28 protein-coding genes are annotated in these 26,352 nt (G+C 35.8%); 16 read left to right on the forward strand and 12 right to left on the reverse strand.

Features of this window, described 5'->3' with window-relative positions; genetic code table 11:
* Positions 1-192: 192 nt before the first annotated feature.
* The 4 genes from V6255_RS16525 to coaBC form a co-directional block, all read right to left on the reverse strand.
* Positions 193-906, reverse strand: coding sequence for a FadR/GntR family transcriptional regulator (locus V6255_RS16525; protein WP_341629137.1), 714 nt, complete (start codon positions 904-906; stop codon positions 193-195).
* Between the two features lie 279 nt (positions 907-1,185).
* Positions 1,186-2,061 (reverse strand): small-conductance mechanosensitive channel MscS, encoded by an 876-nt coding sequence (gene mscS / locus V6255_RS16530; protein ID WP_341629138.1) that lies wholly within the window; start codon positions 2,059-2,061, stop codon positions 1,186-1,188.
* A gap of 20 nt (positions 2,062-2,081) precedes the next feature.
* Positions 2,082-2,684, reverse strand: coding sequence for a nucleoid occlusion factor SlmA (slmA, locus tag V6255_RS16535; protein WP_341629139.1), 603 nt, complete (start codon positions 2,682-2,684; stop codon positions 2,082-2,084).
* Positions 2,685-2,962: 278 nt separating this feature from the next.
* On the reverse strand, positions 2,963-4,186 hold the full coding sequence (coaBC, locus tag V6255_RS16540) for a bifunctional phosphopantothenoylcysteine decarboxylase/phosphopantothenate--cysteine ligase CoaBC (RefSeq protein ID WP_341629140.1): 1,224 nt from the start codon (positions 4,184-4,186) through the stop codon (positions 2,963-2,965).
* A 116-nt stretch (positions 4,187-4,302) separates the two neighbouring features.
* On the opposite strand from coaBC, the gene radC reads away from it, so the two are divergent.
* From radC to mutM, 5 genes are all read left to right on the forward strand, one after another.
* Entirely contained in the window at positions 4,303-4,980 is a 678-nt protein-coding gene (gene radC / locus V6255_RS16545) for a RadC family protein (RefSeq protein ID WP_341629141.1), read from the forward strand.
* Between the two features lie 136 nt (positions 4,981-5,116).
* Positions 5,117-5,353, forward strand: a complete 237-nt coding sequence (rpmB, locus tag V6255_RS16550; RefSeq protein WP_025562983.1) for a 50S ribosomal protein L28 — start codon at positions 5,117-5,119, stop codon at positions 5,351-5,353.
* An 11-nt stretch (positions 5,354-5,364) separates the two neighbouring features.
* Positions 5,365-5,520, forward strand: a complete 156-nt coding sequence (rpmG, locus tag V6255_RS16555) for a 50S ribosomal protein L33 (protein ID WP_025562982.1) — start codon at positions 5,365-5,367, stop codon at positions 5,518-5,520.
* A 70-nt stretch (positions 5,521-5,590) separates the two neighbouring features.
* Positions 5,591-6,043, forward strand: coding sequence for a hypothetical protein (locus V6255_RS16560; protein ID WP_341629142.1), 453 nt, complete (start codon positions 5,591-5,593; stop codon positions 6,041-6,043).
* Between the two features lie 108 nt (positions 6,044-6,151).
* The gene (gene mutM, locus V6255_RS16565) at positions 6,152-6,964 is read left to right on the forward strand and encodes a bifunctional DNA-formamidopyrimidine glycosylase/DNA-(apurinic or apyrimidinic site) lyase (RefSeq protein ID WP_341629143.1); all 813 of its coding nucleotides are present in this window, start codon (positions 6,152-6,154) and stop codon (positions 6,962-6,964) included.
* Positions 6,965-6,990: 26 nt separating this feature from the next.
* Here mutM and coaD read toward each other — a convergent pair whose 3' ends face one another.
* From coaD to cyaY, 3 genes are all read right to left on the reverse strand, one after another.
* Positions 6,991-7,464: a pantetheine-phosphate adenylyltransferase gene (gene coaD / locus V6255_RS16570; RefSeq protein ID WP_341629144.1), complete on the reverse strand. Its 474-nt coding sequence runs from the start codon at positions 7,462-7,464 to the stop codon at positions 6,991-6,993.
* Positions 7,465-7,479: 15 nt separating this feature from the next.
* On the reverse strand, positions 7,480-7,689 hold the full coding sequence (locus tag V6255_RS16575) for a hypothetical protein (protein ID WP_341629145.1): 210 nt from the start codon (positions 7,687-7,689) through the stop codon (positions 7,480-7,482).
* Positions 7,690-7,754: 65 nt separating this feature from the next.
* A complete protein-coding gene (gene cyaY / locus V6255_RS16580) occupies positions 7,755-8,069 on the reverse strand; it encodes an iron donor protein CyaY (RefSeq protein ID WP_341629146.1) in 315 nt (104 codons plus the stop codon).
* Positions 8,070-8,140: 71 nt separating this feature from the next.
* Here cyaY and V6255_RS16585 point away from each other — a divergent pair, with 71 nt between their 5' ends.
* From V6255_RS16585 to hslU, 11 genes are all read left to right on the forward strand, one after another.
* Entirely contained in the window at positions 8,141-8,320 is a 180-nt protein-coding gene (locus tag V6255_RS16585; RefSeq protein WP_341629147.1) for a lipoprotein, read from the forward strand.
* 60 nt (positions 8,321-8,380) lie between these two features.
* On the forward strand, positions 8,381-9,643 hold the full coding sequence (gene lysA / locus V6255_RS16590; RefSeq protein ID WP_160064860.1) for a diaminopimelate decarboxylase: 1,263 nt from the start codon (positions 8,381-8,383) through the stop codon (positions 9,641-9,643).
* Between the two features lie 75 nt (positions 9,644-9,718).
* Positions 9,719-10,546, forward strand: coding sequence for a diaminopimelate epimerase (gene dapF, locus V6255_RS16595; RefSeq protein WP_341629148.1), 828 nt, complete (start codon positions 9,719-9,721; stop codon positions 10,544-10,546).
* Between the two features lie 140 nt (positions 10,547-10,686).
* Positions 10,687-11,586: a tyrosine recombinase XerC gene (gene xerC, locus V6255_RS16600; protein WP_341629149.1), complete on the forward strand. Its 900-nt coding sequence runs from the start codon at positions 10,687-10,689 to the stop codon at positions 11,584-11,586.
* Between the two features lie 16 nt (positions 11,587-11,602).
* Entirely contained in the window at positions 11,603-12,310 is a 708-nt protein-coding gene (locus V6255_RS16605; protein ID WP_341629150.1) for an HAD-IA family hydrolase, read from the forward strand.
* A 108-nt stretch (positions 12,311-12,418) separates the two neighbouring features.
* A complete protein-coding gene (gene uvrD / locus V6255_RS16610) occupies positions 12,419-14,584 on the forward strand; it encodes a DNA helicase II (RefSeq protein ID WP_341629151.1) in 2,166 nt (721 codons plus the stop codon).
* 267 nt (positions 14,585-14,851) lie between these two features.
* Complete coding sequence (locus V6255_RS16615) at positions 14,852-15,307, forward strand: hypothetical protein (RefSeq protein WP_341629152.1); 456 nt, start codon at positions 14,852-14,854, stop codon at positions 15,305-15,307.
* Between the two features lie 137 nt (positions 15,308-15,444).
* Entirely contained in the window at positions 15,445-17,193 is a 1,749-nt protein-coding gene (argS, locus tag V6255_RS16620) for an arginine--tRNA ligase (protein ID WP_341629153.1), read from the forward strand.
* A 2-nt stretch (positions 17,194-17,195) separates the two neighbouring features.
* Positions 17,196-17,714 (forward strand): SPOR domain-containing protein, encoded by a 519-nt coding sequence (locus V6255_RS16625; protein WP_160064846.1) that lies wholly within the window; start codon positions 17,196-17,198, stop codon positions 17,712-17,714.
* Between the two features lie 139 nt (positions 17,715-17,853).
* Positions 17,854-18,402 carry an ATP-dependent protease subunit HslV gene (hslV, locus tag V6255_RS16630; protein WP_341629154.1) on the forward strand — a complete coding sequence of 183 codons (549 nt, stop codon included), beginning with the start codon at positions 17,854-17,856 and terminating at the stop codon, positions 18,400-18,402.
* A gap of 8 nt (positions 18,403-18,410) precedes the next feature.
* Positions 18,411-19,757: an ATP-dependent protease ATPase subunit HslU gene (hslU, locus tag V6255_RS16635; protein WP_341629155.1), complete on the forward strand. Its 1,347-nt coding sequence runs from the start codon at positions 18,411-18,413 to the stop codon at positions 19,755-19,757.
* 129 nt (positions 19,758-19,886) lie between these two features.
* Here hslU and V6255_RS16640 read toward each other — a convergent pair whose 3' ends face one another.
* From V6255_RS16640 to V6255_RS19365, 5 genes are all read right to left on the reverse strand, one after another.
* Positions 19,887-20,420 carry an MltR family transcriptional regulator gene (locus tag V6255_RS16640; protein WP_341629156.1) on the reverse strand — a complete coding sequence of 178 codons (534 nt, stop codon included), beginning with the start codon at positions 20,418-20,420 and terminating at the stop codon, positions 19,887-19,889.
* Positions 20,421-20,468: 48 nt separating this feature from the next.
* Positions 20,469-21,611 carry a mannitol-1-phosphate 5-dehydrogenase gene (locus V6255_RS16645; protein WP_160064838.1) on the reverse strand — a complete coding sequence of 381 codons (1,143 nt, stop codon included), beginning with the start codon at positions 21,609-21,611 and terminating at the stop codon, positions 20,469-20,471.
* 76 nt (positions 21,612-21,687) lie between these two features.
* The gene (locus V6255_RS16650) at positions 21,688-23,586 is read right to left on the reverse strand and encodes a PTS mannitol transporter subunit IICBA (protein WP_341629157.1); all 1,899 of its coding nucleotides are present in this window, start codon (positions 23,584-23,586) and stop codon (positions 21,688-21,690) included.
* A gap of 721 nt (positions 23,587-24,307) precedes the next feature.
* On the reverse strand, positions 24,308-25,732 hold the full coding sequence (locus tag V6255_RS16655; protein WP_341629158.1) for an MDR family MFS transporter: 1,425 nt from the start codon (positions 25,730-25,732) through the stop codon (positions 24,308-24,310).
* 415 nt (positions 25,733-26,147) lie between these two features.
* Entirely contained in the window at positions 26,148-26,291 is a 144-nt protein-coding gene (locus tag V6255_RS19365; protein ID WP_425355941.1) for a winged helix-turn-helix domain-containing protein, read from the reverse strand.
* Positions 26,292-26,352 lie beyond the last annotated feature (61 nt).

Here is a 26,352-nt window from a genome sequence, read left to right on the forward strand (position 1 = left end):
ATAAGTTATTTTAACCAGTAAAATAGATCAGTTAATTAGTGTGATTGGTATAAATTAAGCCTTTATGGTTCTGGTTCTACAAAAGGCTTAATTAGACTTTATTGCTTTACAATAGCGAAAAACAAAAAGGCCGTTGCCAGTAAATTACTGACAACGGCCTTCCTTTTAACTATTGATAACTAAGTAATTTAATTAGTTACTAGTAGGTAAACGATGGTTTGTATTTGCTAGCAAAGTAATATTAGCTTCACGTGCTTTCTCTGCATCACCGGCCATAATCGCAGAATAAATTGCGCGATGCTCACCGATACAAGTACCACCTTTTTCAGAAGAGTGGCTAATAAAGCTTTTAAACATAGTACATAACACATTAGCAAAAGGTAAATAAAAGCTATTACCTGTTGATAAAAAGACAAGACGATGAAATTCCATATCCACTTCCATCCACTTTGCAGCATCGAAGTTTTTAGACACATAATCCATTTGTTGGAAAGTAGCAGATAATAAAATTCTTTGTTGTGCAGTGGCATTTTTTGCTGCTAATGCTGCTGCCTCTGGTTCAATTGCTTTACGTAATGCTAGAAACTCTTGGTAAACAATTGCATTATCACCTAGATCGATAACCCAATCTAATAACTGTGCATCTAAAAAATTCCAGTTGTCACGACTTTTAACACGCGTCCCAACTTTTGGTTTAGATTCCAATAAACCTTTTGATGTTAATAATTTAATAGCTTCTCGTAACGCAGTTCGACTAACACTGAATTGCTGACATAACACCATTTCACTAGGAATGATCTCATTCTGAGCCGCTTCACCAGATAATATTTTTCGCGCGATTTCACGTGCAACTTGCACATGTAGACTGCGCTTTGAGCCTGCAATCTGTATGAATGGGTTATGCATAATTTCTCTTCAAATATAAGAATCAATCCACATTATATGATAAATGTGAAACCTTAGATACAAACAACTAATTGCCAAATAAAACTACATCTATCCATTTGATTTTAAATAAAAAAACAGACTTATTTGGAATGAAAATAGTGTGTTTTTTAAAATCAAAACAAAAAAATAAATTGAATCTACATCATGTTTTGATAGAAAAATTGTTATCTCACAGATAAAAAATATAAAAAAACCAACCTAAAGATTGGTTTTTAAAGATGAATAAATAACCAAAAGTTATTTATTCATATGGATATCCATTTGTGGGAATGGAATTTCGATACCTGCTTCATCTAAATCATTTTTAATGGCTTCCATTAATTCAAAGCGAACACGCCAATAATCAGGGCCATTAACCCATGGACGAACCACTAAGTTAACACTTGAATCAGCTAATTCAGCAACAGCAACTAATGGCTCAGGCGACTTTAAAATACCGTCATTTGCTTTAAGCACTGCTTCTAATACGGCTTTTGTTTTCGCTAAATCTGCGTTGTAACTCACTCCAATAATTAAATCGATACGACGAGTAGGTTTACGAGAGTAGTTAACAATATTACCACCCAAAATAGCTGAGTTAGGTACAACTACAAATTTATTATCTGGCGTTGTTAAGGTAGTTGAAAAAATTTGCACTGATTCAACAGTGCCAGCAGTACCGGCTGCTTCTATATATTCACCCGCTTTAAAAGGACGCAAAGCAATGATTAATACACCTGATGCAAAGTTAGATAGAGAACCTTGTAATGCAAGACCAACCGCTAAACCTGCAGCACCAATAATGGCAACAAAAGAGGTCGTTTCGACCCCAATTCGACCTAATGCGGCAATAATAACAAACGCAATAATAACGTAGCGAACCATATGTGAAACAAAATCGATTATGGTGTTATCTAATTTACGTTTTGTTAATACTTTATGTAGAGTACCGGCAATAAAACGAGCCACCATCATACCGACTATCAAGGTAGCAATAGCAAATATAATATTCATACTATAACTAATAATTAAATCTTGATTCTCTGAAAGCCATTTCACACTATCGTTAAGTACATCTACATTTTGCTCAATAACGTTAGTAACAGCGGAGGCTGCACTTTCTTCTTTCGACATATTCTAACCCCTTTAATAAATTAGCTTTGTGTTAGTTGCTTATAAAAAAATATCCATTGGCTTTTAAAGTGCAGTGTTGGTTTTTGTTTAAACTGAGAGCGAACAAATTGAGCCATTCGACCTTCGATGTAAGCTAATAATAAATTAGCTAATATACCTTCATCCATTTCAAATTTTTGACCATCTGAAATTGGGCGTTCGCGCAAGGTTTGTTTAATCTGTGTTTCTAACTTAGAAAAAACATGTTCGATACGCAGTTGTAACCTTTCATTCTCACCGACTAATGCATCGCCACTTAAAATACGGGTGATCCCTGGATTTTGCTCAGAAAAACCTAATAAAAAATGCACGATATGTTCTATTCGAACAAAAGTATCTTTCTGCTGCTCTTTAATGACATTAATATGACTAAATATAGTGGTTTCAGTAAAATCTATCAAGCCTTCAAACATACGTGCTTTGCTTGGAAAATGACGATATAAAGCAGCCTCTGAAACGCCCACTTCTGCAGCTAATTTAGCTGTTGTTATTCGTTGTCCTGGTTTTCCTTCTAACATAATAGCTAGAGCACTTAAGATATCATCCTTGCGATTTACTTTATTTTTGGTGTTTTTTACAACCATTTCAATAACTTCCTTTGTTATCATTATTGTTTTTCTGAGTACTCAAAACCGCCCTCTCCACGTTGTATTTTTGAAAGATATCATCCAATCAAAATTAATTGATTGTTCAGAATATTGATGATTATCGATCCTCTGAAGTTAATGTAAATGCTTATTTAAAGTATTCTCTCTTATTAAAAAGAGTTTATACTTTCAAATTTATATCTTCGGGTAATAGAAGTTTGCTATCGACCCTAAAGCCGATAACTTTAAACTTAAGTTATTACATTAATATGGCTCTAAGAACGCATTTCATACTGTTGAGATATTATTTTAAGTAACTGAGTAGCAACTTCTTTTTTATTATTTAATCCAATATCAAAGCGCTTATCTTTAGCAAAAACGGTTAACGCATTATTTTCACTATTAAACCCTTGACCACCAACCGAAACATCATTTGCAGCAATTAAATCTAAGTTTTTACGTTTTAACTTACCTAATGCATAAGCTTCAACATCATTGGTTTCTGCTGCAAACCCAACACAAAAAGGTCGATTACTCGCATTAGCGACATCGGCAATAATATCTGGATTTTTTACTAAGGTTAATGTAATTGAATCCGTATCTGCTTTCTTTTTCATTTTTTCGCTATGAACTTCCTCTGCGCGATAGTCAGCAACAGCAGCACAAGCAATAAATATATCTGTCATCGGAAGCGAATCCAATGCAGCTTGATGCATTTCGCGAGCACTTTTCACATTCAAACGTTTAATCGTCGTAGGCAAGGTTAAGTTCACAGGTCCTGCAATCACGGTAACGTTAGCGCCCATACTTAATGCCGCATTAGCTAATGAAAAACCCATTTTACCAGAGCTATGATTGCTAATGTAACGTACAGGGTCTATTGCCTCTTGGGTAGGTCCAGCCGTGATAACAACATTAATACCAGCTAACGATTGATCAGTTGGAGCAAAGAATTCACAACTTAATTTAACTAAGTCAGGCACTTCTAATAACCTTCCTGGACCAATGTCACCACAGGCTTGAATACCTTGAGCAGGCCCCCAAATTAATATGCCACGATCTTTTAATACTGTTAAATTATCTTGTGTCGCTGGTGCGAGGTACATTTGTTGATTCATTGCAGGTGCAATCGCAATAGGTGAAGGTGTTGCTAAACATAATGTTGTTAGTAACTCGTCAGCCATCCCTGCACGTAAACGAGCAATGGCATTAGCAGTAGCAGGTGCAATTAAGATTAAATCAGCCCATTTAGCCAATTCAATATGTCCCATTCCAGCTTCAGCTTGTGGATCCAGTAAGTCATCATAAATAACATGGCCAGAAACAGCCTGCATTGTTAAAGGAGTGATGAATTGCTTTGCAGAGGCAGTCATAACAATACGAACCTGCGCTCCTTGATCCATTAAACGACGCGTTAATTCAGCGCTTTTATAGGCAGCAATACCACCACAAACACCTAAAAGTATCTTTTTCCCTTCGAGGGGTAATATTGGCAACATAAGCTTCTCAAAAAGGTTGATAAAAAAAAGGAAGTTACAATAACACAAAAAAGTTACGCAATATGTACAACTTCAACTAGATTTAAAGTTCTATAGTTTGTTTAAGGAGGTCTAGTTTGGCATCAATAAAACAATGGCCGAAACAAGAAAGGCCACGTGAAAAGCTAATTCAACATGGCGCTAACAGTTTAACTGATAGCGAATTATTGGCTATTTTTTTACGAACAGGCTGCAAAGGCATCGATGTAGTTACCTTGTCTCGGCAATTATTAATCGACTTTGGGTCATTACGATCCCTTTTTTCTGCCAGTGAAAGTGATTTTTGTTTGCACAAAGGATTAGGCCAAGCAAAATATGTGCAATTACAAGCGGTATTAGAAATGTCTCGACGTTATTTACAAGAGCCATTAATGAAAGGTGACCCACTAACAAGTGCGACACAAACTCAAGAGTTTTTAAGTGCAAAGATGCGCGATTATCCCTATGAAGTATTTGCAGGCTTATTATTAGATAGCCAACATCGTGTTATTCGCTTCCATGAATTTTTCTTTGGCACAATTAACTCTGCAAGCGTTCACCCAAGAGTAATAGTTCAAAAAATATTACAAGAAAATGCCGCTGCAATTATCCTTGTTCATAATCATCCTTCAGGTGATCCAACGGCTAGCCAGTCAGATAGAAATATTACTGAAAAACTTGTGAATACACTGCAATTAATTGATGTTAAAATATTAGACCATTTCATCATTGGTGATGGAAAATACACCTCATTTGCGGAAAAAGGGTGGATTTAAAGCATTTATTGTCAGAATTGTTGATCTTTTAATCTCAATCATGTATAAAATGCGCCCTCGACGCCTTTGGCGACGGCTAAAAAAGGTGTTCGACTATTTTGCTCGAGTAAAACTAATATTTTTGGAGAATTTCGACATGTCTAGAGTATGTCAAGTTACAGGCAAGCGTCCAGCTGTTGGTAACAATGTATCACACGCAAAGAACCGTACACGACGTCGTTTCTTACCTAACCTACAAACACACCGTTTTTGGGTTGAGAGTGAGAACCGTTTTGTTAAATTACGCCTAACTACTAAAGGTATGCGTATCATCGACAAAAAAGGTATTGATTCAGTTTTGGCTGATATCCGTGCTAATGGCGTTAAAGTTTAAGGAGCTTAAAAATGCGTGATAAAATTCGTTTAAATTCAAGCGCTGGTACTGGTCATTTTTATACTACTGATAAAAATAAAAAGAACATGCCTGAAAAGTTTGAAATCAAAAAGTTTGATCCTGTAGTACGCAAACACGTAATCTACAAAGAAGGCAAGATCAAGTAATTTTGATTTAACCTTTTAAAAAACCCAGTTTATACTGGGTTTTTTTATGCCTGAAGAAAAAGGAGTTACTATGCGTTTATCCAAAAGAGGTTGGAACAATGTGCTTATTTTTGGCGTATTGCTCATCATCTTTATTTTTAACTTTAGTCAGCAATTCCGTTTATCTTCTACTATTCCACAACGTACCGTTATCTCATCCAATTTAACGATTGTAGAAATAGAAACACCAGATTACGTCATAACCCGAGTAGGCCGAAATTGGCAAAGTAAACCTAGTGTAGGGCTTTCAAATAATAACCTCCAGCAGATTATTAATAACTGGCAAACAGTCCCTCTAGATACCTTAACGGTGCAGAATTTACCAACATCTGACTTTATCCTTAAGTTTTTTGTGACAGAGCAAGTTCAACCGATCATTGTACAGCTCCACCAGCAACAAAATGACCAATATGTTTTACAAGTTAATGAAAATACTTTTTTATCATTACCAACAGAAAAACTAACTTCTTTTTTAGGAAGATAAGCACTGCATTAAATAATGACCCTATTTATCTAATTCAAAAACTCAGTTAACTAATTTTCACAATTACGATATGGTGATTCATTAATTTAAGTCTACAACGAGATAAATATGCCAGAACTACCAGAGGTAGAAACAAGCCGTCGTGGTATTAGTCCACATATTGTTAATCAAAAAGTAAGCAATGTAATACTCCGTCACCACCAATTACGTTGGCCTATTCCAGAAAATCTATTAGCTTTAATAAAAGACCAAGTGCTATTAAATATTGATCGCCGAGCTAAATATCTTTTATTACGTTTTGAAAGTGGCACCTTATTGATTCATCTCGGTATGTCTGGCAGTTTGCGGATTTGTGAATTAAACACGCCAGCGCAAAAACATGATCATGTTGATTTGCAGTTTGAGCATTGCTTATTACGTTACACAGATCCAAGACGCTTCGGTGCCATTTTATGGTTAGGTGACTCGCCAGAAGATAGCTCTTTATTAAGTATTTTAGGGCCAGAACCATTATCCGATGAATTCACCGCAGAAATGCTTTATGTACAAGCAAAAAATAGAAAATTGCCTGTAAAGCAGTTCATTATGGAACAAAAAGTGGTGACTGGTGTTGGTAATATCTACGCGACTGAAGCTTTATTTAAAGCAGGCATAAGCCCTATCCGAGCTGCCAACAATATTAATTTAAAACGTTATCAATTGTTAGTTGACGCGATTAAAGAAACTCTAACTGAGGCAATCAAACAAGGCGGTACGACATTAAAGGATTTTGTAGGTGGTGATGGTAAACCCGGTTACTTTCAACAAACATTACATGTCTATGGTAAAACAGGCGAGTTATGCCCAAGCTGTAAAGAGCCATTAACATCGGTCAAATTAGCGGCGAGAAATAGTGTTTATTGCTCGCATTGCCAACGTTAATCGCACTATAAACAAGCAGTAGAAACTTACTGTTTTTTTATAAAAGCCTGTTTGACACAGTCTGGTGCTAACAAACTAATATCACCCTGATGTTTAAACACTTCTTTAACGATCGTTGACGATATAAAAGCAGTTCGCGCATGAGCAGGTAATAAAATAGTTTCAAGCTGTGGGTTTAATGTATGGTTAACCTGTGAAAGCTGAATTTCATAATCAGTATCCGTCGCACCTCGAATCCCACGAATTAAAGCTTGTGCTTGATGCGTTTTAGCAAACTCAGCTAATAAGCCTTCAAAAGGAATAACCTCTACCCCTTTGATATCTTTTGTTGCTTCTGACACTAGTTCGCATCTTTCTTGTAAATCAAAAAAAGGATTTTTACTATTGTTTATCGCCACCGCGACGATAACACGCTCAGCTAAATGGCTCGCACGAGTGATTAAATCAAGGTGACCATTGGTGATTGGGTCAAAAGATCCTGGAAAAACAACTGTATTCATTTTGCTCCCTGTATTTTATGCTGCAATATCGATTGACTCATGATCAGCGTCCCAATAGAAATCAATCCATGGTTCAGCACCTTCAGAACGTAAGCTTTCTTTAGGAAAGTGAATAAATAAACTACTTTCTTCGAGTTCACTTAATGACGTTTTTAATTCAACATCACTTGCTAACCAAAAACATACCAATAAAATAAATGGGTATAGCACAAATAACTTAAACATATTCATTTACCATTTTGCTGTTAGTCATTGAAATGAGAGCAGAATTGACGCTCTTTTAATGTCGATTATTTAAAAGTGATTTTTTCACCTGATTGTTTAGTAATTGCCGCAGATAAAAAGCTTAAAAACTCATCTCCACTTCTATCATCAATCCATAATCCATCTTTATAATCATAATGATGGCCATTTTCTAATGTCGCTAACCACACTTGATGCAATGGTTGCTGACGGTTAATAATTAACTTCGTTCTGTTTTCAAACTCTAACGTTAACAAAGCACCATTTTGGTCAGAATCTATATCAGCTTCTGAATCTTCGATGTTATCTTCAATTTTCTGATACAACAAATCTGCTAATTCAAGAAATTCGCTATCGGTCATTTACTTCTCCTTTGCTTTTTAACGATGAAATGCGATTATAGAGGGCTAAAAACATTTGACTAGGATAAGGTATGAAAAATCTTAATTTATCGCTAATAGTCCTGATTTTTTCAAGTTTATTGGCTGGTTGTGGCATGAGTGGATCGCTTTATAGAGAAACACCACCAGCGCCAGCAAAAGAAAAAATACAAAAACAACAGAGTAACATAGCTGAAGAAGAAGTAACGGATGCCTTAAGTACTTCACAATAAGGCATTACCGAAGGCTGTGACAATAACCAAAAACGACAGAATTAACAAAAGGATTTAAAATTGGATCATTTTAATTACCATAGCGATGGTCGTCTATTAGTAGAAGACACTGCAATTGAAGACATTATTAAAAAATCAGGTACGCCTGCTTATATTTATTCTCGTGCAACTATTGAACGTCACTGGAAAGCATTTGATCAAGCTGCTGGTGCACATCCACACCTCATTTGTTACGCCGTTAAAGCAAACTCAAACTTAGGTGTATTAAACCTAATGGCTCGATTGGGTTCTGGTTTTGATATCGTTTCTGTTGGTGAACTATTACGTGTAATCCAAGCAGGCGGCGATCCTAAGAAAGTTGTTTTCTCTGGTGTAGGTAAAACAGAAATAGAAATATCAACTGCATTACAAGCTGGTATTCATTGCTTTAACGTTGAATCGATTTCAGAGTTACATCGCATTAATGAAGTGGCTGGCTGTTTGAATAAAAAAGCCCCTATTTCAATACGTATTAATCCTAATATTGATGCTGGTACTCACCCTTATATTTCTACTGGTTTAAAAGAAAATAAGTTTGGTATCGAAATTGAACAAGCATCTGCCGTTTATAAAGTAGCAAATGAACTACCATTTTTAGATGTAAAAGGTGTAGATTGTCATATCGGTTCACAATTAACTGAAATCGAACCTTTTTTAGAAGCACTAGATAAACTACTTGGCTTAATCGATACCCTAGCAACGGAAGGTATTACTATTAAGCACCTTGATTTAGGTGGCGGCTTAGGCGTTCCATATAATGGTGAAAAGCCACCTCAACCAGCTGAATACATGCAAGCTATAATTGAACGCATGAACGGTCGTAAATTAAAACTTATTTTCGAACCAGGTCGTGCAATCATGGCAAATGCAGGTATTTTAGTGACGAAGATTGAGTTCTTAAAATTAAATGATCATAAGAACTTTGCCATCGTTGATGCCGCAATGAATGATTTAATCCGTCCAGCTTTGTACAGTGCATGGCAAAATATCATTCCGCTTAATAACAAATTAAACGATCCTGAGACACGTCCAAGTCGTGTTTACGATATTGTAGGCCCTATTTGTGAAACGGGTGATTTTTTAGGTAAAGACCGCCCATTAACAGTTGCTGAAGGCGATTACTTAGCAATTCGTAGTGCCGGCGCTTACGGTGCAACAATGAGCTCAAACTATAACTCTCGTTGTCGCCCTGCTGAAATAATGGTTGATGGTGATAAAGCATTTGTTGTACGCCAACGTGAGAAACACATTGAACTATGGCGTGGCGAGCATGTTCTACCTTAGTTAATACTTACACTGTATATCAGGGAGTATTAGCTCCCTATTCTAATAAGTTTTGTTGGTAAAAGTTGAACTAAGATGAATATTGAGTTTTCAAAAATGCATGGTTTAGGAAATGACTTTATGGTCATTAACAATGTCACGCAAAATGTATTTCTATCTAAAGAAATGATCTGCAAATTAGCAGATCGTAACTTTGGCATAGGCTTCGATCAATTATTAATGGTTGAACCGCCTTATGACCCTGATTTAGATTTTCATTACCGTATTTTCAATGCAGATGGTAGTGAAGTAGAACAGTGTGGCAACGGTGCTCGTTGTTTTGCACGTTTTGTGAAATTAAAAGGGTTAACGCATAAACGCGTGATTAACGTGAGTACTGCAAAAGGTAAAATCCAACTTAAGATAGAACAAGATGGTAATATCATTGTTGATATGGGTAAACCTGTTTTAGAGCCCACAAAAGTCCCTTTTGAAGCTCAAAAAGAAGAAAAAACCTATATTCTACGTGTTGAAGACCACACGGTATTATGCGGTGTTGTTTCAATGGGAAATCCACATTGTGTTATCTTAGTTGATGATATCGATACGGCACCTGTTGAAACGCTAGGCCCATTACTAGAAGTACATGAACGTTTTCCAAATAAAGTAAATGTTGGCTTCTTACAAATAGTTGACCGAGGGTTTGCTAAGTTACGTGTTTGGGAGCGTGGTGTTGGTGAAACATTAGCTTGTGGTACCGGAGCTTGTGCTGCTGCCGTTGTTGGCCAACTGCAAGGTAAACTAGATACACATTGTCGTATTGAGTTGCCAGGTGGTGAATTACGTTTCTTCTGGCAACCAGGACAAAGCGTACGTATGAGTGGTTCAGCTGAATTTGTATTTGATGGTCAAATTCAAGTATAACATTTTACTTAATAGTCATTTACCATGTAGCTCTATTTATTAACTATAGCGTTATTAAACATAAATTTATTAACCATAGACTTTAAAATGCAGCGTTGATCAGCAGATTATCGCTGCATTTTTTCTATCTAGGATTTAACATGAATCCATTATTACCTGATACTCAACGATATTTATCGCATATTGCTAGCCAACGTGGTTTAAGCCCTGTCACTATCATTAATTACCAACGTCACCTCAATGAATTTATCGCGTTATTAGAAGCTCAAGATATACTGACATGGCAAGAATTAGATACACATCAAGTACGTTTATTGGCAAAGCAATTACATCAAAACGGTATTAAAGCGAGATCTATCGCGACTAAGCTTTCTGCACTTCGCTCTTTTCTTGAATACTTGGTTAAAAATGACCAACTCAGTTTTAATCCAGCAAAAGGCGTTTCTGCGCCTAAATTAGACAAACCATTGCCTAAAAACATCAGTGTAGACGATATGGACCAGTTATTAGATATTGATGGTGATGATCCACTAACTATTCGAGATCATTGCATGATGGAGTTAATGTATTCTTCTGGCTTGCGCCTAAGTGAGTTAGTAGGCATTAACTTAAAAGATATTAAACTGTCAGAAAAAGAGGTAATGGTCACCGGTAAAGGCAGTAAACAACGCTTATTACCCATTACTAAAAGTGCAGTAGAAACCATTACATTATGGTTAAAGATCAGACCTGATTTTGCAGAAGAAGGTGAAAAGGCTTTATTTTTATCTAAACAAAAGAAACGAATTTCTACTCGTAGTGTACAAATGCGCATGGAAAAATGGGGGTTAGCGCAATCGTTACCCAGCCACGTAAATCCACATAAGTTGCGACACTCTTTTGCAACACATATGCTTGAATCAAGTGGTAACTTGCGAGCAGTACAAACATTATTAGGTCATGCCGATCTCGCCACTACCCAAATTTATACCCATTTAGATTTTCAACATTTAGCAGAGGTGTATGATAAAGCCCACCCTCGCGCTAAACGTAAAAAATAACCGTATTGGAAAGCAGATGAAATTTTATAAATCATTACGTCCTTTTAAAGCCATTAGCTTTGATTTAGACGACACATTATATGATAACCATCCGGTCATCAAAAAGGCAGAAGCCGATTTCCTTGTTTATTTAACATCAACGTATCAAGAGCTTGAGCAACTAGACGCAAGAAAGTGGAATCTCTATAAAAACCTACTGATAAAAGAAAATCCAGCGTTACAACATGACGTTTCATTATGGCGTAAAGAAATAATTAAACGCGTGATGGTGGTTTACGGTATTTCAATGGTCAATGCCATTAAATACGCTGAACGCGCATTGCAAAAATTTCTACAGTTACGCAGTGACTTTACGGTTCCACCAGAAAGTATGCTGTTATTAAAAGAGCTTGCTTTGCACTACCCTGTTGTTGCTATCACCAATGGTAATGTTGATATCAAAAAAATCGGGCTAGATGATGCATTTCAATTTGTATTAAAAGCCGGTAACGGTTTTAACAGCAAACCAGATATTGCATTATTTCAACAAGCAGCATTAGAGCTAGATATAGCGATAGAAGATCTATTACATATTGGTGATCACCTACTAACCGATGTTTACGGTGCACAAAATAATAATGCACAAGCAGTTTGGTTTAATCCAAAAGCAAAGCAACTTGATAAAGCAAAGCTATTACCCACGATTGAAGTATCAGATCTTAAACATTTATTGAAACTGTTATAATCAAACATCAAACCTTTAATGCAAACTATCCCGAAATATCGATCATTCACATTTATCTTATGTTTCGGTATAGTTCTTATCTACTGAATAAATAAACAGGCATTTCTTATGGACGTATCTTACCTTCTCGATGGTTTAAATGATCATCAACGCGCAGCCGTTTCAGCACCAGAACAAAATATGCTGGTCTTAGCTGGGGCAGGCAGTGGTAAAACACGTGTTTTAACCCATAGAATCGCTTATTTAATGCAAGTTAATCATATTCCAACCTATGGCATTTTAGCGGTTACCTTTACCAATAAAGCCGCTAAAGAGATGCGAGGACGTATTGCCGATATTTGTCCGCAGCAGATTGGTAGTATGTGGATAGGTACTTTCCACGGTATTGCACATCGTTTATTACGTTTACATCATCAAGAAGCTAACTTACCAGAGCAATTTCAGATCATTGATAGTGACGACCAGCAAAAAATGGTGAAACGTATTATCAAAAGCTTAGGATTAGATGAAAAATACTACCCACCAAAAGAATTACAGTGGTACATCAACGATAAAAAAGATGAAGGGTTACGCTCAAAACATATCGACCCTGGTTTTGGTGTACAAGACAAGCAACGCTTACAAGTTTATCAAGCTTATGAGGCGGCTTGCCAATTAGCTGGTTTAGTTGATTTCGCAGAATTATTATTACGAGCTCATGAGTTATTGCTTAATAATGCAGCCTTACTATTACACTATCAACAGCGCTTTCAGCATGTCTTAGTAGACGAATTCCAAGATACTAATAAATTACAATATGCTTGGTTAGTGTTGTTAACTGACAACAAAAATTATCTCACCATTGTCGGCGATGATGACCAATCTATTTATGGCTGGCGTGGTGCAGACGTTGAAAATATACAACGTTTCTTAAAAGAAAAAGAATCTCCTGTCACTATTCGATTAGAGCAAAACTATCGTTCGACGGGCAATATTCTAAAAGCATCAAATAAACTAATTCAAAATAACAGCGACCGTTTAGGTAAAGAGCTCTGGACGGATGGTGAAGATGGAGAGCCAATCTCTATCTATAGTGCGTTTAATGACTACGACGAAGTTCGATATGTAACAAGCCAATTACAAACATGGAAAAATGCGGGTAATAAACTCAGTGAGTGTGCGATTTTATATCGTAGCAACGCACAATCTCGACTGTTTGAAGAACAGCTAATGGCGCAGCAAATTCCTTATCACATCTATGGTGGCCAACGTTTCTTCGACCGTTTAGAAATTAAAGATAGTATCGCCTACTTACGTTTAATGAATAATCATCAAGATGATGCTGCGTTCGAACGTATTGTCAATAAACCGAAACGTAAAATTGGTAACACAAGCTTAGATAAAATAAGAATTTGCGCGCGAGAACAAGGTTATACTTTATGGCAAGCAAGTCAGTATCTAATTGAAAATAATCAACTAAGTCCTGCAGCTAAAAGCTCATTAAGCGGGTTCTTAGCATTAATTAATCGTTTTAAAAATGAAACGTCGGAATTACCTCTATTTCAAATGGTCGATCACATCACCCAACATTCAGGTTTAGTGGCGATGTTCGAAGCAGAAAAAGGGGAAAAATCTCGCAGCCGTATAGAAAACTTACAAGAGTTAGTATCAGCCACAAAAGCTTTTGTCATTCCAGAAGAAGAGCAAGAAATGGAAGAGTTAACCGCCTTTTTAGCTTATGCCGCTTTAGAGTCCGGTGATAACCAAGCAGATGAATTTGAAGATGCAGTGCAGTTAATGACAATGCATGCAGCGAAAGGACTGGAATTTCCGCAAGTGTTTATTGTGGGTGTTGAGGAAGGCATGTTTCCTGGTCAACAATCAGCAACAGATGAAACCCGTATGGCTGAAGAGCGCCGTCTCTGTTACGTTGGTTTAACGCGAGCAATGATCAAATTAACATTATGTCATGCAGAAAGCCGTCGTTTGTACGGACAAGAAAAATTCCATGCGCCCTCTCGCTTTATTAGTGAATTACCTGAAGAAAATGTTGATTATATTCGTATACAAGCAAAAGTTCGTAGATCTGAGCCTGTCATCAGAAAGCCTAAGTTAGCAATCACTCAAGATGTTCAAGGCTTTAAGTTAGGCCAGCAGGTCATGCATGCTAAGTTTGGTGAAGGCACGATTACCGCACAAGAAGGTAGCGGTGAAAATAGTCGCTTACAAGTTCACTTTATGGACGTTGGAAGTAAGTGGTTAATGACGACTTATGCCCGTTTAGAAGCTATTTAAGGCGTATTTTAACTAACAATAAACCCAGCTAAAAAACCTCGGGTAGGTATTAAATTTTTAATATAATCATTAAATATCTACCCAAACCACCTTAAAACTAATAACAAAGTGCCTTATATCGAGAAAAAACCTCCAAAATAACGACTCACCTCTAATAAGTTGATTATTTTATAATCAATATTAACCGTAGTAATAAAAAACCGCTAAGCTTAATCAATTCTGATTGTTTTTTAATCAAAATAGGGAAAGTGAATCAAGGAGTTTATTATGCGTTCAAAACTGATTAAAGACTTTTTACTTTATATGGAAGATTGCCATGAAGCCTTGGCCGATCTTTATCAGCGATTAAGTATTGAAGCAAACGATGAAAAAGTAAAACTACTATTAGAATACATGAAAAATAAAGAACAAATTACATATCTCTATTTACATCAATATGTAAAACAAGCTCCATTAAGTTTATTAAATACTTGGTTAGATAATTTTTTCGATCAAAGTTTCCCACAACGCTGCAGAGAATTAGAATTAAAACCTGAATTATCGATAGAAAACGTCGTGACATTAGCAATACAGTTGGATATGCAATTAATTGAAGCAATGCAAGCTGTTGCAACCACTAGCCTCACTCTTGAAGCTGAAACAGCCATTGAAAACTTAACTAGCCACGAAGAAGAAATGTTATATCAGGTCGTCATGGCAAGTCATGAATTTGATTACTTATAAATTAAGTTAGGATTAACGCTAAAAGTTTTCTTATATTCAGCTTTTAAGCGTTGTTATTACTTTACTCGCTAGTCTTCACCAATGATAAACGGTAGAATCTTACTAATTTATTTGTCGAATCAATTGGTGAGTTACACATGAAAGCATTAATCCAGAATCTACTTGAACAAGCGGTTGTTTCTTTACAAGAACAACAAATTTTACCTGCTGATGTTCAACCTCGTATCACCATTGATCGTACTAAAGACAAATCACATGGCGATTTTGCAAATAACCTTGCATTAATGCTAGCAAAACCAGCCAAACAGAACCCACGCGCACTAGCTGAATTAATCGTAAAAAACTTACCAACTTCTGAATTGATCATTAAAACTGAAATTGCAGGACCTGGTTTTATTAACTTTTTTATTAATCCTAACTATTTAGAAAAACAAATAGACAGTGCATTCGCAGATTCTCGTTTAAATGTTGAATTAACAGCGACACCACAAACCGTTGTTATCGATTACTCATCTCCTAACCTTGCAAAAGAAATGCATGTTGGACATTTACGTTCAACAATTATAGGTGACTCAGTCACTCGTACATTAGCGTTCCAAGGGCATAATGTGATTCGTCAAAATCACGTGGGCGATTGGGGTACTCAATTCGGCATGTTGTTAGCGTACATGGAAGAGCTCAGAGCAAAAGGCGAAGAGATTAATAAAAACCTTGCGAACTTAGAAGTTTTTTACCGTGCTGCAAAAGGTCGTTTTGATGAATCAGAAGCATTTGCAAACCGTTCACGTGACTTAGTCGTTGCATTACAAAGTGGCGATGAAGAATGCTTAACATTATGGAAAGAATTTAAAGACATCAGTATTGCACATTGCCAAGAAGCTTATGAGCGTTTAGGTGTTAGCTTGAATATCAGTGATGTTCGTGGCGAAAGTGCTTACAACAAAGATTTATCTGTTGTGGTAAGCGACTTGGATAGCAAAGGTTTATTGCAAGAAAGCCAAGGTGCTAAATGTGTTTTCTTAGATAACTTTAAAAATAAAGAAGGCGAGCCGCTTCCTGTTATCATCAAGAAAAAAGACGGTGGTTTCTTATATGCAACATCGGACTTAGCCGCTATCCGTTACCGCCAATCAACATTAAATGCTGATCGAGTATTATATTTTGTAGATGCTCGCCAAGGCTTACACTTCCAACAAGTATTTGAAGTAGCTCGTTTAGCTGATTTTGTTAAAGCAGGCACGACCCTTGAACATATGCCATTTGGCACTGTAATGGGGGAAGATGGCAAACCTTTCAAAACACGTGCAGGCTCTACTCCTAAATTAGCTGATTTATTAACTGAAGCAGAAGAACGCGCTTACGAGCTAGTAAAAGAGAAAAATAAAGATATGGCTGAAGAAGAACTTCGTCATATTGCTTCTATTGTTGGTATTGCTTCAGTGAAATATGCTGACTTATCAAAAAACCGTACCAGTGATTACACCTTTAGTTTTGACAGCATGCTAAGTTTTGAAGGCAATACAGCCCCTTATTTATTATATGCTTACACTCGAGTAGCGAGTATTTTTAATAAGGCTGGTATTGAAATAGACAGTATTATTGCTGATGTTACTTTCACTGAAGAAAAAGAGAAAGATTTAGCAAGTAAACTAATGCAATTCAATGAGATTGTTAGTCAAGTAGGCAAACAAGGTCTACCGCATTTCTTGTGTGCATACTTATTTGAGCTTGCAGGTTTATTCTCAAGTTTTTACGAAGCTTGCCCTATTTTAGTTGCTGAAAATGAAACTCAGAAACAAAGCCGTTTAAAATTAGCAGGCTTAACAGCAAAAACATTACAGCAGGGTTTAGCATTATTAGGCATTAACACATTGGAACGCATGTAATAATGGCAAGAGTAACACGAAGAAAGCCTGCTAAACGCGGTGCAAAAAGAAATAATAAGCGTAAACAAAGCAAGCAAGGGTTCCCTTATATTGCCTGTTTTGTTGCATTATTATTAATTGCTTTTATTAGTTACTTTGTTTTTGCAGTTGAAAAGCCACCTGCAAAAATCAAACCTAAGAAGAGCACAGTTAAAACCGAAGAAGTATTGCCAGAAATGCCACAACCAGAATGGGATTATGTGGACATATTAAAAACTAAAGAAGTTAAAGTTGATATTCCGGTAGATACAAAGCCAAGCAAACCTTACCAGATGCAATGTGGTTCGTTTAGACATCAAGATGACGCTGAATCTTTAAAAGCTAAAATTGCATTCCAAGGTTTAACAAGTATGGTTAAAAAAACCGGTAATTGGTATCGCGTAATATTAGGTCCATACGACCGTAAACGCTTAGCAGAAAAACAGCGTCATAAATTACAACGAGCGAAAATTCATGGTTGTCAGATATGGTTCTGGCGTTAACAAATATTAAAGGAGAACTTAGGTTCTCCTTTTCTTTATCTATTTCCCCTTGAATTCAATAAAAATTACCCCATTTTATAATTATTAAGCCAATAAACTTGGCATCTTCGTTTACTCAACAAACAAAAAAGGTATCAATATGACTACTATTGTTTCTGTACGTCGCGGTAATCAAGTGGTTATCGGTGGTGATGGTCAGGTATCACTCGGTAACACGGTAATGAAAGGTAATGCACGTAAAGTACACCGCTTGTACAACGATCAAGTCATTGCAGGTTTTGCAGGAGGCACTGCTGATGCTTTTACATTATTAGAGCGCTTTGAAGCAAAACTACAAGCTCACCAAGGTAACTTAGAACGAGCAGCAGTAGAGCTAGCAAAAGATTGGCGTACTGATCGAATGTTAAGGAAATTAGAAGCTTTATTAGCCGTTGCAGATAAAAAACATTCATACATTATTACTGGTAATGGTGATGTAGTTAGACCTGAAAATGATTTAATTGCTATCGGTTCAGGTGGTAATTTCGCACAATCAGCTGCAATGGCTTTATTAGAGAATACTGAATTGTCAGCACAAGAAATAGTTGAAAAAGCATTAATCATTGCTGGTAATATTTGCGTATTCACTAATAGCAATCAAACAATTGAATGTATCGACTATGATGCTGATGTAGCAACAACAAAATAGGAATTATCATGACTAATAATATGACTCCACAACAAATAGCGCATGAATTAGATCGCCACATAATTGGCCAAAGTAAAGCTAAACGCGCTGTTGCTATCGCATTACGTAATCGCTGGCGCCGTATGCAGTTAAGTGAAGATATCCGTCATGAAGTGACACCGAAAAACATTTTGATGATCGGTCCGACTGGTGTTGGTAAAACTGAAATTGCACGTCGTTTAGCAAAATTAGCAAACGCTCCTTTTATTAAAGTAGAAGCAACAAAATTTACTGAAGTAGGTTATGTAGGTAAAGAAGTTGAAAGTATTATTAAAGACTTAGTTGAAGCTGCAATTAAAATAACCAAAGAACAAGAATTAGCAAAAGTAACTGCAAAAGCAGAAGATTTAGCTGAAGACCGTATTTTAGATATTCTTATTCCACCAGCTAAAACGGCGACAGAATGGGATGTAAACAATACTGAAGTAATAGAAGAAGGACCAGCAAGACAATCTTTCCGTAAAAAATTACGTGAAGGTAAACTTGATGATAAAGACATTGAGATTGATGTACCAGCTCCACAAATTGGCGTAGAAATTATGGCGCCTCCTGGTATGGAAGAGATGACTAACCAACTTCAAGGCATGTTTCAAAACCTAGGCAACAAAGGTGAATCGAAAAAACGTACCATGAAGATCAAAGATGCCATTAAAGCATTAATAGAATCAGAAGCATCGAAACTCATTAACCAAGAAGATTTAAAAGAAAAAGCTATTTTTGCAGCTGAAAACAACGGTATTATTTTCATCGATGAAATAGATAAAATATGTAAACGCGGTGAATCATCAGGTCCTGACGTATCACGAGAAGGCGTACAACGTGACTTATTACCATTGATTGAAGGCTCTACCGTTAGTACTAAACACGGTATGGTAAAAACAGATCACATGTTATTTATCGCATCAGGTGCATTCCAAGTAGCAAAACCTTCGGATTTAATTCCAGAGCTACAAGGTCGTTTACCGATTCGAGTTGAACTTGAAGCATTAAAAGAAGAGGACTTAGCACGCATTTTAACTGAGCCTAAAGCTTCATTAAGTGAACAATACCAAGCATTATTAGCCACAGAAGGGGTTTCTATTAACTTTACTGAATGTGGTATTAACAAAATAGCGAAATCTGCATGGCAAGTAAATGAAACGACTGAGAACATCGGTGCACGCCGTTTACATACTATGATGGAACATATTATGGATGAACTGTCATATGAGGCGACAGAGCGCTCAGGACAGTCTATTACTATTGATGAAGCCTATGTAGCTAATATGTTAGATGAAATAGTGAAAGATGAAGATTTAACCCGCTACATTTTATAACTTATAGCATCACAAACTATAATCACGAAAAAGCCCCTGATAATGACATTATCAGGGGCTTTTTTATTAAAGGCTTTTTATAAAAATATAAGCAGTCTTTCAACCTAACCCATTATTTATGATTAAACTTTAAAAAGGGCTCTCTTTATTTAGCACTTCACAAATAGAGATAATCTCAAGCGCAAGAGATGACTTAATAACTTGCTGCTGTCTATCTAATTGCATTTTATAAAAAACTAAGTCGACATCATCTTGAGCAACTGGGATTAAATCAAAAATACCCATATTCATATTCTTAGATAAATGTAATGTTTTAATAGTGTCTGCAATCAGAGCATCAGTAAAATGATACTCTGCACTGTCATTGTTTAATAAGCTTTTTAATTTAATCATACCCTCAATATCTTGATAGATAACATGAGGTATTGCACCAAGCCCAAATAACAGCTTTAGACGAACAGACAATTCACCGAGAGGCCCTGAATCATGTAACAATGGACCAACAACAGATTGAACAGCAAAATCATTTTTCAAAAAAATACGTTCAATTAATGTTTGTATAAGCTGTTCAAAAATATCAACGGCAGAGATAAAAAAACCACGAGCAGTAAGACTCGCATTCAAATATTCTAAAATTTCATTTTCTTGTAGTTTTTTTGACATAATTTCAGCTAGGTTAGGTTGTGCGATAAGTTATCGCACAACTATTTTTTAAGACATAGCTAAGAATAGCTTTTCAATCTTAATAGCCTCGTCACTATTAACTGCTAAACCAGTATATTTAGATAATGTAGCTAAGAAGCCAATCTCTTCTAAAGAAGCTTGTAATTCGATAGCTTGTGGATCATCACTGTTTTTATATTTAAATGCAGCAGCAATACCTTTCAATAACATATCATTCGCAGTAGCGTACTCAATAGTACCTAATAGAGGCTTAACTAAACGATCGTTCTCACCAAGCTTACGAATTGGTTGACGGCCAACACGATCAATCTCATCGTGAAGATATGGGTTAGCAAAACGACCAATAATTTTTTCAATATAAGCGTTATGTGCATCACGTTCAAAACCGTAACGATTAATTAACACTTCACCACTTTCTTGCATCGCTTGTTTAACCTGAGAACAGATAGCCTCATCATCGATAGCATCTTTTACTGTTTCATGACCAGCTAAAGCACCTAAATAAGCCGTCATAATGTGACCAGTATTAAGCGTGAATAATTTACGTTCGATAAAAGCCATCAAATTATCTGTTTTTTGCATACCTTCAATAACAGGGACTTCACCTTTAAATTGTTGTTCATCAACAATCCATTCGCTAAAGCTTTCAACAGTTACTTCTAATGGATCATCTGACTCTGAAGGAGGAACAATACGGTCTACAGCTGAATCAACAAAGCCTACTAGGCGTTCTGCTTTTTCATGATATTTTTCATCTAAATGCTTATAAACTTCCGTTTTAAGAAAAGTAGTACCACGGATCATATTTTCACATGCGATGATATTAAGAAACTGCTCATTATTTGCATCAAAACGCAACGCTAGACCTTGTGCTAGTTTACTAGCAATAATAACTAAAACGTTAGGGCCTACTGCAGTAGTAATTAAATCAGTTTTACTAATTAATTCGACTAACTCATCACTTGTAGAGTTGATTGCATCAACACCTGAAACAACTTCTGTTTTACATTCGGCACCAACGACTTTTACATTATAAGTATTCAATGTATTCAGTAAATTAATAACTTTCTCATCAACATCAGCAAAAGTCACTTTAACACCAGCATCTGCTAGTAATTTACCGATAAAGCCACGGCCAATGTTGCCCGCGCCAAAATGAATTGATTTCATTGTTTTATCCTTATTTAAATAATATTAAACGAAAAAACGCTGGTAAAGACCAGCGTTTCAATTAAGCCAGTTACTATTAACTTAATATACTTAATACTTTTTGAACATCTTTACTATTGATCAATGTTTCGATAGCTTCTGGATCATCAAGCGCATTAGTTATCGTTGTAATAACACTGATATGTTCATCATTCTTAGCAGCAATACCAATAACTAGCTTAGCAATGTCATCAGCTTCGTCACCGAACAGAACACCTTCAGAATATTGGCATACAACAATACCTGTTTTGATTACGCTTTCTTTAGCTTCAATTGTACCATGTGGAACAGCAATTGACTCACCAAGATAAGTTGTTACTAATTTTTCGCGTTCAAACATACCTTTAATGTAAGCAGGTTCAGCATACCCAAGCTTAACTAGTTGCTCACCAGCGAATTGAATAGCTTGTTCTTTATTTTCAGCTTTTAAGCCTAAATGAATATTCTTAGCTGATAATTCAAAAACAGGTTTTGCTGTCACTTCTTCTTCAACAACTTCATTTGCAGTGTTAGCAACTGGAGCGTCAGACGATGCTAATAATTCAGATACTAGTCCATCATAAAGCGTGCTATCTAAAAAGTTAGTTAAAGATAAGTGTTTCGCTTGACCAGCATGTTTAATTGCACGAGGCGTTAAATCTTTGTGTGTAATAACAATATCAACATCACCTGGAAGGTTATTGATAGCACAGTTAGTAACACTAATGTTTAGACCTGCTGATTTTACTTTTTTAGCTAATAGACTTGCGCCCATTGCACTAGAACCCATACCTGCATCACAAGCAACGATAATCTTAGTGACGTTTGCCATGTTGATATCGCCATTACCTTGAGCGGCAGAAGCTGCTGGTGCATTTTTAAGATTCTTCATTTGGTTAGAAGCTTCAGCTAGTTTATCACCTTCATCTTCACCTAAATCTTTTTGTGTTTTCATTAATAATGAAGCAACAATGAAAGATACAGATGTAGAAGCAATAACAGATAACACAACACCAACTAGAGATGCTTTAGGTGTTAGTAATAGTATTGCAAAGATAGAACCTGGAGATGCTGGAGAAAGAAGACCTGCATTGAATAATGTTAATGTGAACACACCGGTCATACCACCTGCGATAACAGCAAGAATTAGACGAGGATTCATTAACACGTATGGGAAGTAAATCTCATGGATACCACCGAAGAAGTGAATGATAGATGCGCCACTAGCAGTTTGCTTAGCAGTACCTTTACCAAATACCATGTAAGCAAGTAATAGACCTAAACCAGGACCAGGATTTGCTTCAATTAGGAAGAATATTGATTGACCTAACTCAGTAGACTGTTGGATACCTAACGGGGAGAAGATACCGTGGTTAATCGCATTGTTTAAGAATAAGATTTTAGCCGGTTCTACGAAAATAGACGTTAACGGTAATAGACCTGCTTGTACTAAGAAATTTACGCCTGCAGCTAAACCTTCAGAAAGTACATTAACAGCTGGACCAATCAAGTAGTAAGAGATGATAGCTAAGATCATACCAATAATACCTGATGAGAAGTTGTTCACCAGCATTTCAAAACCGCTCTTAATTTTACCGTGAACAGCTTTATCAAATTTGCTAATTGCGTAGCCACCTAAAGGACCAACTATCATAGCACCTAGGAACATTGGAATTTCAGTACCAACGATAACACCCATTGTTGTAATCGCACCAACTACAGCACCACGATCACCACCAATTAACTTACCACCAGTATAACCAATTAATAAAGGAAGCAGAAATTTAATCATCGGACCAACTAAAGCTGCTAATCCTTCATTTGGGAACCAACCTGTTGGGATAAACAGTGCAGTAATAAAACCCCATGCTATAAATGCCCCAATATTTGGCATAACCATATTTGATAGAAATCTACCAAAATTTTGTACTCTGATTTTTGCTTCGGATGATATCATTTTATTTCCCCGTCCATTTTTGTTATAAATAATGTTAATTAACAGCTTATGCAAGCGGTCGTGTTTGGTTTGATACAATTAATTTAGCACATAAAAAAAAATATAAAATAGAACAACAATTCATGTGAAGATGATCACTAAAAAGGCAGCTACTGGGCTACTTTTGATACATAAGTCACTTAAATAGGATGTACTATTGCTACAAATTTAATCTAAAACAATTCACTCACCAGAATTAGTGATTTTCATCACATTTATTATGCGAGAGAAAATATCACAAAAGAGACTTATGTCTCGTAAAATTATCGATTAATTCCAATTACAATTAATTAGAGTGATATAGATCTCTTTATTTTAATAAAGAAATCGATATTGTAATTTTATTACACTATTAAAAATCCTTTTTCCGACCTATTTATTATCCCCCATACATATAGAAAGAACAGCAACAGCAGTATTGAAGGTAAATAAACAGCAATAAAACATAACTATTAAAATATCAACAATAAGTCTGAAACATTCAAATAATAGAGATGCATAAAATATGAAAATACATTGTATATTGAACTATAAATAGATTTATAATGTCTAAGCTTATTCAAAAAATAGACTTCAAATAAACAATAAAAGTAAGCTCAAAGGCATAATATTTTAACGACTTAAATATTTAATACTTCTATGTAATATCGCCATATATAAAAAACAAATTAGTTATAATAATTTATTCATTTCCAAGCGAAATAATAGGTGCCCGAGCGGCATTAATAGCAGCTAAAAAGGCAATAATTGCAGCAACATAAAAAGACGTTTGAAAAGCAGTTATAACCGCTTCCTTTGGCCCATTTATCAATACTTCAATACTCGTATTATGATCAAAGCTAGGTAATAAAGCATAAATAAGCACGCCAAATAAAGCCGTTCCAATGGCTGCCCCTAAATTACGACATAAAGAAGCTAAAGCGGTAACAGATCCTACATTAGCCTTACCCCCAACAGTCTGAATCACTAATTGAGTAGTAGGCATTACAGTGCCAAAACCAATGCCACAAAGCATCCCCAATAAACCAATTAAAATAGGATTCGGTGTAAAGCTACCTAAAGCTATAAAACCACATGTAGATAATGACATTCCCACTACAGGGATGTACTTTGGAATACCAGTTCTAGCCATAACACGCCCACTAATCAAAGCACCTGATATTTGTCCAATTGTTAATGGAAGTAATAGTAGACCAGAAGTAGCGGCATTGGTTTTTAAGCCTAACTGTAAATAAATAGGCATAAAAAATATTAAAGCAAACATACAAGCAGCAAATAACATTGAAGTAATTAGCGGAATGTAAATGGCTCTGTTTTTAAGTAATTCATTTGGCAGAAACGGTGTAGGATGACGAAGTTGATTTCGATAAAAAATAGTAATTAATAATAATATAATAGATAAATAGTTAAAACTAGACAATGACCACCACTCAAAATCTTGTCCTGCGACAGAAATCCAATAAAGAAATAAAGTGCATAAAACAGGGAAAACAATTAAACCAACACGATCGATAGGTCTATTTCTATTCTCCAGAACAGTATCTCCTTTTAAACATAATAAACGCCACACAGCAATTAAAGCTAATGGGATATTAGCCCAGAATAACCAGTGCCATGAATAATGAGTTACAACTATTCCTCCTATCACAGGTCCCCCTATACTTGCACAAGCAAACATTGAAGCAAAATAACCTTGATATTTAGCTCGTTGTCTTGGAGGTATTAACTCAGCGATTAATGCTTGCGAAAGGCTCATTAAACCGCCTCCGCCGATACCTTGAATGACGCGAGATACAATCATTTCATACATATTATTAGCCAACGCACCAACAATTGAGCCAATACAGAAAATACCTAATGCCCAAATTAAAATATTACGACGACCGTAACGATCACCTAACCAACCGTAAACGGGTACAGAAGCAACAGTAGCGAGCAAATAGCCAATAGCTATCCATGATGATAAATGGAGTTGTCCAAGATCACTGACAATACTCGGTGTTGCGGTCGCTAAAATAGTAAGATCTACTGCAGCTAAAAACATAGGTAAGAAAACCGCAGAGAAGAAAACTAAAAAAGTACGACGGTCTAACGTTTTACTACTCATAAGCTGTACATATATTGAGGAATTAACATGGAAACTCTTTATTATTGAATAATTGAATGAATAAAAGTGAAAAACATTTCATAGAATAAATTGTTTCGATACAAATAATTGTTATAGATATTATTAGTAGGATAGAGGCTAATATATATTAAATATATAATAGTAAATTAGTTCATAGGACCACAAAATAGTATCAAGTATATTAATAGCCAAAATCGAGAATAAAAAATAGAATAAAACAATATACACCTCCAACATTACTATTTAAAACTCAAGTACATTTAATTATTCAACACTTAAACGTTATATTTACTTTAAATATTATTTAACCTTCGCTCTAATCAATAACCCTTCTTTCTAAAATGCTAAAACCAATAAGTTATTAGGGCGTGTTGATCTTTGATGCTCTAGATACTCAACATGTATAAGCAGCCACTGAGTTTTGCTTAGGGTGCATAGAGCGATAATTTATCCAAACAATGTCTAACTCTTTCATTAATCGGTAAATATTTCTTACGCCATAATTTACATCATAGGTTTCTTGAAGATATTTTTGAATGTATTTATACCATTCCGCATAATTAGTTGATCAGACTCATCCAATCTCTAGTACACATTTT

Source organism: Psychromonas arctica (genome assembly GCF_038155225.1).
Classification (GTDB): Bacteria; Pseudomonadota; Gammaproteobacteria; order Enterobacterales; family Psychromonadaceae; genus Psychromonas; species Psychromonas arctica_B.